Source organism: Pseudomonas sp. MF5691, assembly GCF_016405645.1.
Lineage (GTDB): Bacteria > Pseudomonadota > Gammaproteobacteria > Pseudomonadales > Pseudomonadaceae > Aquipseudomonas > Aquipseudomonas shahriarae.
The window spans coordinates 37,482-43,481 of the sequence record NZ_JAEKDC010000034.1 but is presented as its reverse complement, the minus strand read 5'-3'; the positions used below and the strand labels follow the sequence as shown (position 1 = coordinate 43,481).

8 protein-coding genes and 4 tRNA genes are annotated in these 6,000 nt (G+C 54.0%); all 12 read left to right on the top strand.

Annotation, left to right across the window (positions count from 1 at the left end; genetic code table 11):
• Positions 1 to 262 precede the first annotated feature (262 nt).
• Positions 263 to 1,222: a bifunctional biotin--[acetyl-CoA-carboxylase] ligase/biotin operon repressor BirA gene (gene birA, locus JFT44_RS27060; RefSeq protein ID WP_057960767.1), complete on the top strand. Its 960-nt coding sequence runs from the start codon at positions 263 to 265 to the stop codon at positions 1,220 to 1,222.
• The gene (locus JFT44_RS27055; protein WP_057438743.1) at positions 1,212 to 1,961 is read left to right on the top strand and encodes a pantothenate kinase; all 750 of its coding nucleotides are present in this window, start codon (positions 1,212 to 1,214) and stop codon (positions 1,959 to 1,961) included. The genes birA and JFT44_RS27055 overlap by 11 nt, the downstream gene beginning before the upstream one ends.
• 7 nt (positions 1,962 to 1,968) lie before the next feature.
• Complete coding sequence (locus JFT44_RS27050; RefSeq protein WP_057960766.1) at positions 1,969 to 2,415, top strand: hypothetical protein; 447 nt, start codon at positions 1,969 to 1,971, stop codon at positions 2,413 to 2,415.
• A 142-nt stretch (positions 2,416 to 2,557) separates the two neighbouring features.
• Positions 2,558 to 2,642 (top strand) — tRNA-Tyr (locus tag JFT44_RS27045).
• A 24-nt stretch (positions 2,643 to 2,666) separates the two neighbouring features.
• Positions 2,667 to 2,740: transfer RNA gene (locus JFT44_RS27040), tRNA-Gly, on the top strand.
• A gap of 26 nt (positions 2,741 to 2,766) precedes the next feature.
• Positions 2,767 to 2,842: transfer RNA gene (locus JFT44_RS27035), tRNA-Thr, on the top strand.
• 158 nt (positions 2,843 to 3,000) lie between these two features.
• A tRNA-Trp gene (locus tag JFT44_RS27030) sits at positions 3,001 to 3,076 on the top strand.
• Positions 3,077 to 3,121: 45 nt separating this feature from the next.
• Positions 3,122 to 3,490, top strand: coding sequence for a preprotein translocase subunit SecE (gene secE, locus JFT44_RS27025; protein WP_029299242.1), 369 nt, complete (start codon positions 3,122 to 3,124; stop codon positions 3,488 to 3,490).
• Positions 3,491 to 3,499: 9 nt separating this feature from the next.
• Positions 3,500 to 4,033: a transcription termination/antitermination protein NusG gene (gene nusG, locus JFT44_RS27020; protein WP_003176436.1), complete on the top strand. Its 534-nt coding sequence runs from the start codon at positions 3,500 to 3,502 to the stop codon at positions 4,031 to 4,033.
• Between the two features lie 117 nt (positions 4,034 to 4,150).
• Entirely contained in the window at positions 4,151 to 4,582 is a 432-nt protein-coding gene (gene rplK / locus JFT44_RS27015; protein WP_003210097.1) for a 50S ribosomal protein L11, read from the top strand.
• The gene (gene rplA, locus JFT44_RS27010; protein ID WP_003176434.1) at positions 4,582 to 5,277 is read left to right on the top strand and encodes a 50S ribosomal protein L1; all 696 of its coding nucleotides are present in this window, start codon (positions 4,582 to 4,584) and stop codon (positions 5,275 to 5,277) included. The genes rplK and rplA overlap by 1 nt, the downstream gene beginning before the upstream one ends.
• A 199-nt stretch (positions 5,278 to 5,476) precedes the next feature.
• Positions 5,477 to 5,977 (top strand): 50S ribosomal protein L10, encoded by a 501-nt coding sequence (rplJ, locus tag JFT44_RS27005; RefSeq protein WP_003176433.1) that lies wholly within the window; start codon positions 5,477 to 5,479, stop codon positions 5,975 to 5,977.
• Positions 5,978 to 6,000 lie beyond the last annotated feature (23 nt).

Here is a 6,000-nt window from a genome sequence, read left to right as displayed (position 1 = left end):
GAACTCAGTAGTGAAACGATGCATCGCCGATGGTAGTGTGGGGTTTCCCCATGTGAGAGTAGGTCATCGTCAAGATTAAATTCCGAAACCCCAATTGCGAAAGCAGTTGGGGTTTTGTTTTGGGCGGTCGAAAAGGTTCTGGCCTATCGCCATTGCATAGAAAGCAAGCTGTCCCTGCGCTCTCGCCATAAGCCAGCTTGCTTTCTATGCAATGGCTCTGCGCATGGCTATCATGCGTGCCTCATTGTGAGGCGAGACTTGCATGCTGACGTTGTTAAAACTTCTGAAAGATGGCCGATTCCACTCGGGTGAAGCGCTAGGCGCCGCCCTGGGCGTCAGTCGTAGTGCTGTGTGGAAGCAACTCCAGCATCTGGAGATCGAGCTGGATCTGACAATTCACAAGGTCAGGGGGAGGGGCTATCAATTGGCGTCCCCGCTGGTTCTATTGAGCGCTGATGAGATCGCCCTCAAGTCACAGGTCTGCGCAGGTTCAGTTTTTATATCCGAGACCATCGGCTCCACTAATGCCGAGGCTTTGCGCCTTATTGAGGCGGGGCAGGTGGCGCCGTTTCTTGTTCTCTCAGAACAGCAGACCGCAGGAAGGGGGCGTCGAGGGCGTAAATGGGTCAGTCCATTTGCACAGAATGTTTACTACAGCCTTGTGCTTCGTATCGATGGCGGTTTACGACAGCTAGAAGGGCTGAGTCTCGTCGTGGGCTTGGCGGTGATGCAAACGTTGCGCGACTTTGGTGTCCACGGTTCGGGTTTGAAGTGGCCTAATGACGTGCTCGTTGGTTCGAAGAAGATAGCTGGCATCCTTCTTGAGTTGGTAGGGGACCCTGTTGACGTATGCCATGTAGTGCTCGGTATTGGTATCAATGCGAACATGCAGAGCGCCGCGGAAGTGGATCAGCAGTGGACATCAATACAGCTCGAAACAGGTCGTGCGGTAGACCGAAATCATCTGGTCGCACACCTGAGTCAGGCGTTACAAGGTTATCTCGATCATCATAGAGATTCCGGCTTTTCGGTAATTCGCCAGGAGTGGGAGCAAAATCATCTATGGCAGGGAAAGGCGGTGTCATTGATCGCAGGTGTTAACCAGGTGGACGGGGTTGTGCTGGGTATTGATGATCAAGGCGCTCTACGTCTCGAAGTAAACGGTGTTGAGAAAATATACAGTGGTGGTGAGTTAAGCCTGAGGTTGCGTGATGATTCTTGAACTCGACTGTGGGAATAGTTTCATCAAATGGCGAGTGCTCGAGGCAAGCCACTCAGCCGTTTTTGCTGAAGGGGTTGTTGATTCCGATGTGGCGTTGCTGGGTAGCCTTCATTCGTTGACTGGACTGTCGCTGCAGCATTGCAGATTGGTCAGCGTTCGCGCGCAGGAAGAGACGAACCGCCTGGCGGGTGTGTTGGTTGCGGCCTTTGGTGTTTCTATCAGCTGTGCTGCGCCGTCGCGTGAAATGGCCGGCGTGCGCAATGGGTATGAAGACTACGCCCGTCTAGGGCTGGATCGTTGGCTGGCGATGCTTGGAGGCTTCCAGCTAGCCTCGGGAGCATGCCTGGTGCTTGATTTTGGTACGGCGGCCACTGCCGATTTCATCACGGCTGATGGCGAGCATCTTGGAGGATTTATCTGCCCGGGCATGCCCCTGATGCGCAATCAGCTGCGAACCCATACCCGTAAAATACGGTATGACGATGTTGCTGCTGAGCGTGCGTTGGAAAGCCTGGTGCCTGGCCGTACCACTGCCCAAGCCGTTGAACGAGGTTGCACGCTCATGCTCCGCGGTTTTGCTCAGTCACAACTGGAACTGGCCCGCAGTTATTGGGGGGAAGACTTCTCGGTGTTTCTTACGGGGGGGGATGCGGAGTTGGTCGCTGACGCCTTGCCGGGCGCTCGCTTCGTTCCGGACCTGGTATTTGTTGGCTTGGCGATGGCGTGCCCTTTGTCCTGAGGTTTTTATGCGTTGGTTGTTTCTGTTGCTGCTGGTCCTCAATGTTTTTTATTACGTCTGGCACCAGCAAGAGGCTCCGCTGCGTGCAAAGGATGTCACTCCGTTGGCGCTGTACCGGGGCTCCCAGCAAGATATTCAGCTGCTGAGCGAGTCGGCGGACTCTGTGTCGCGGCGTGACAAGGCCAAGGCTCCGGAGGCGCCTGCTGGCTGCTTGTATATCGGAGGGTTTTCGAGTCATGAGCAAGCGCAGTTCCTGGAGCAGCGGCTTATCAGTCTGGATATCAGGGTCCGGATCCAGTCGTTGGTCTCAGCGGGTGCGCCTTCTTTCTGGTTGCGTGTAGCGCCTGAAAGCCGCCGCCTGGCTGACGATCTGCCTTTTGAAAGCCTTGCTAATGAATTCAATGAGTTAAAACATAAAATAATGCCGTGCGAAGGCATTGCAACTGTCGAATAGTTTGCATAGAATGGCGCCCGCTCCACAGTGATGACCCTCTTGGGAAGTTGGTGTGAAGCGATCGTCACGCAGCTAACCTCATATTTTTTATGAGAAAATGCTTGACAGAAGGTCGGCGTAATGTAAAATGCCGGCTCGCTTAGGAGGGGTTCCCGAGCGGCCAAAGGGATCAGACTGTAAATCTGACGTCTACGACTTCGAAGGTTCGAATCCTTCCCCCTCCACCATTTTTAGCGTGAGCTGCAAGCTCCGCGGGTATAGTTTAGTGGTAGAACCTCAGCCTTCCAAGCTGATGATGCGGGTTCGATTCCCGCTACCCGCTCCAAGTTTGCAGGTTGTGCAAGGTGTTTCGCTCTTGTAGCTCAGTTGGTAGAGCACACCCTTGGTAAGGGTGAGGTCAGCGGTTCAAATCCGCTCAAGAGCTCCATATAACAAGGCAGATATGAAAATATCTGCCTTTGTTTTAACAGCTGCCTCGGCTTGATCTTGTTTTGCCTGGTGTTATCGGGTTGTTTCAAGTCTATTGGGGTTGGTTGTTGTAAAGTCTTTTTCAGGCCTGCATAATGGTCGGCCTGATTTTGTTTTAGGTCAGTAGCTCAATTGGCAGAGCGACGGTCTCCAAAACCGTAGGTTGGGGGTTCGATTCCCTCCTGACCTGCCAGATTCACGTGGTGTATCTGGCTTTCTTTTCACAGGATCTTCATAGATGACTCCTAAGGCTGAAGCTCAAAGCTCTCGTTTCGATCTGGTTAAGTGGCTCGCTGTCGTCGCTTTGGTGGTCGTAGGCGTTGTTGGCAATCAGTATTATTCTGCTTCGCCGATCCTGTACCGCGTACTCGTATTGCTTGCTCTTGCTGCTGTGGCCGTTTTCATTGGTCTGCAGACAGTAAAGGGTAAGTCTTTCGCTGTGCTGGTAAAGGAAGCTCGCACCGAAATACGTAAAGTCGTTTGGCCAACTCGCCAAGAAACCACGCAGACCACGCTGATTGTTGTGGCTGTTGTTCTGGTTATGGCGTTGCTGTTGTGGGGTCTTGATTCCCTGCTCGGCTGGCTTGTTTCCTTGATTGTTGGCTAAGGGTGTCCCGTGGCTAAGCGTTGGTACGTTGTGCATGCTTACTCGGGTTACGAGAAGCATGTTATGCGCTCTTTGCTAGAGCGCGTAAAGCTGGCAGGCATGGAAGATGGCTTCGGCGAAATTCTGGTTCCCACTGAAGAAGTGGTTGAAATGCGTAATGGCCAGAAACGCAAAAGCGAGCGCAAGTTCTTCCCTGGCTATGTGCTGGTACAGATGGACATGAATGAGGGTACTTGGCACTTGGTCAAGGACACTCCTCGCGTCATGGGCTTCATTGGCGGTACCGCTGATAAGCCTGCACCGATCACTGACAAGGAAGCAGAAGCGATTCTGCGTCGTGTTGCTGACGGTAGCGACAAGCCGAAGCCGAAGACGTTGTTCGAGCCGGGTGAGGTTGTTCGTGTCACTGATGGTCCGTTTGCTGATTTCAACGGCACTGTCGAAGAAGTTAACTACGAAAAGAGCCGGATCCAAGTGGCGGTGCTCATTTTCGGTCGCTCTACTCCGGTAGAGTTGGAGTTCAGCCAGGTCGAAAAGGTCTAGCTGACAAAGCATCCCAACCCCGCAGCCTTAGGCTGTGGGGTTTTGTCGTCACTGGGATAAACGCGCAAGTAACCGGGGAGCCTTTCGAGGCGCTTGAACCCGTAATTGGAGTGCCTCATGGCCAAGAAGATTACCGCTTACATCAAGCTGCAAGTGAAGGCCGCTCAGGCCAACCCTAGCCCACCCGTCGGTCCAGCTCTGGGTCAGCACGGCGTGAACATCATGGAATTCTGCAAGGCCTTCAACGCCCGTACCCAGGGTATTGAGCCAGGTCTGCCGACTCCAGTGATCATCACTGTATACAGCGACCGTAGCTTCACTTTCGAAACCAAGTCGACCCCGGCTTCGGTTCTGTTGAAGAAAGCTGCTGGTTTGACTAGCGGTTCCGCTCGTCCGAACACCGTTAAGGTTGGCACCGTAACTCGTGCTCAGCTGGAAGAAATCGCGAAAACCAAAAACGCGGATCTGACTGCAGCTGATATGGATGCAGCCGTGCGTACCATCGCCGGTTCTGCTCGTAGCATGGGCCTTAACGTGGAGGGTGTGTAATGGCTAAGCTGACCAAGCGCCAAAAGGCTATCGCCGGCAAAATCGAAGCGGGCAAGTCCTACAACTTTGTAGACGCTGCTGCTCTGCTGACCGAGCTGTCGACTGTCAAGTTCAGCGAGTCCGTTGACGTTGCTGTAAACCTGGGTGTTGACCCACGTAAATCCGACCAGGTCGTTCGTAGCGCTACTGTGCTGCCACACGGTACTGGCAAGACTGTACGTGTTGCTGTCTTCACCCAAGGCCCGGCAGCTGAAGCTGCTCTGGCCGCTGGCGCTGATCGCGTTGGCATGGACGACCTGGCTGCCGAAATGAAAGGCGGCGACCTGAACTACGACGTAGTTATTGCCTCCCCGGATGCAATGCGCGTTGTAGGTCAGTTGGGTCAGATCCTGGGTCCACGTGGTCTGATGCCTAACCCGAAAGTCGGTACCGTAACTCCAGACGTAGCTACCGCGGTTAAAAACGCCAAGGCTGGTCAGGTTCGTTATCGCACCGACAAAAACGGCATCATTCACACTTCCGTTGGCAAGGTCGGCTTCGACGCCGTCAAGCTGAAGGAAAACGTTGAAGCCCTGATCGCTGATCTGAAGCGTATCAAGCCAGCTTCTTCGAAAGGTATCTACGTCAAGCGCGTTACCCTGAGCACCACTATGGGCCCAGGTCTGGTCATCGACCAGGGTTCGCTGGACGTATAAGACACAGGTTGGCGCAAGTGATTGCGCCAATTGAAAAATTGGGGTCCCTGCCTGGCGGGGGCTATCCAAGACCGTAGGCGACGCAAGTCTTAAACCATCAAGCCTACGCAGATGGTGCTCCCGGTTCCTTACCGAATCAGACACCAAAACGACATCCGGCCTAGGCCAGATGAAACGGTAACAAGCAGGAGTTAAACCCGTGGCAATTAATCTCGAAGACAAGAAGGCCATCGTCGCTGAAGTCAACGAGGCTGCCAAAGCTGCTCTGTCCGCTGTCGTGGCTGATGCCCGTGGTGTGACAGTAGGCGCTATGACCGGACTCCGTAAAGAGGCTCGTGAAGCTGGCGTATACGTACGTGTTGTACGTAACACCCTGCTCAAGCGCGCTGTTGCTGACACTGAATACAGTGTCCTCAACGACGTGTTCACCGGCCCGACTCTGATCGCGTTCTCCAAGGACCATCCAGGCGCTGCTGCCCGTTTGTTCAAGGAATTCGCCAAGAGTCAGGATAAGTTCGAGATCAAGGCAGCTGCGTTCGAGGGCAAGTTCCTCGCAGCTAACCAAATCGACGTACTGGCAACACTGCCGACCCGTAACGAAGCTATTTCGCAGCTGATGAGCGTGATTCAAGGCGCTACCAGCAAGCTGGCTCGTACTCTGGCCGCAGTTCGCGAGCAAAAAGAAGCTGCAGCAGCCTAAGGCTGAGCAACGTCTCTCGCGTT

What these genes read in the sequence shown, in the direction of transcription:
- birA (WP_057960767.1), top strand. Translation starts at nt 263, where the DNA reads ATGCTGACGTTGTTAAAACTTCTGAAAGATGGCCGATTCCACTCGGGT.
- JFT44_RS27055 (WP_057438743.1), top strand. Translation starts at nt 1,212, where the DNA reads ATGATTCTTGAACTCGACTGTGGGAATAGTTTCATCAAATGGCGAGTG.
- JFT44_RS27050 (WP_057960766.1), top strand. Translation starts at nt 1,969, where the DNA reads ATGCGTTGGTTGTTTCTGTTGCTGCTGGTCCTCAATGTTTTTTATTAC.
- secE (WP_029299242.1), top strand. Translation starts at nt 3,122, where the DNA reads ATGACTCCTAAGGCTGAAGCTCAAAGCTCTCGTTTCGATCTGGTTAAG.
- rplK (WP_003210097.1), top strand. Translation starts at nt 4,151, where the DNA reads ATGGCCAAGAAGATTACCGCTTACATCAAGCTGCAAGTGAAGGCCGCT.
- rplA (WP_003176434.1), top strand. Translation starts at nt 4,582, where the DNA reads ATGGCTAAGCTGACCAAGCGCCAAAAGGCTATCGCCGGCAAAATCGAA.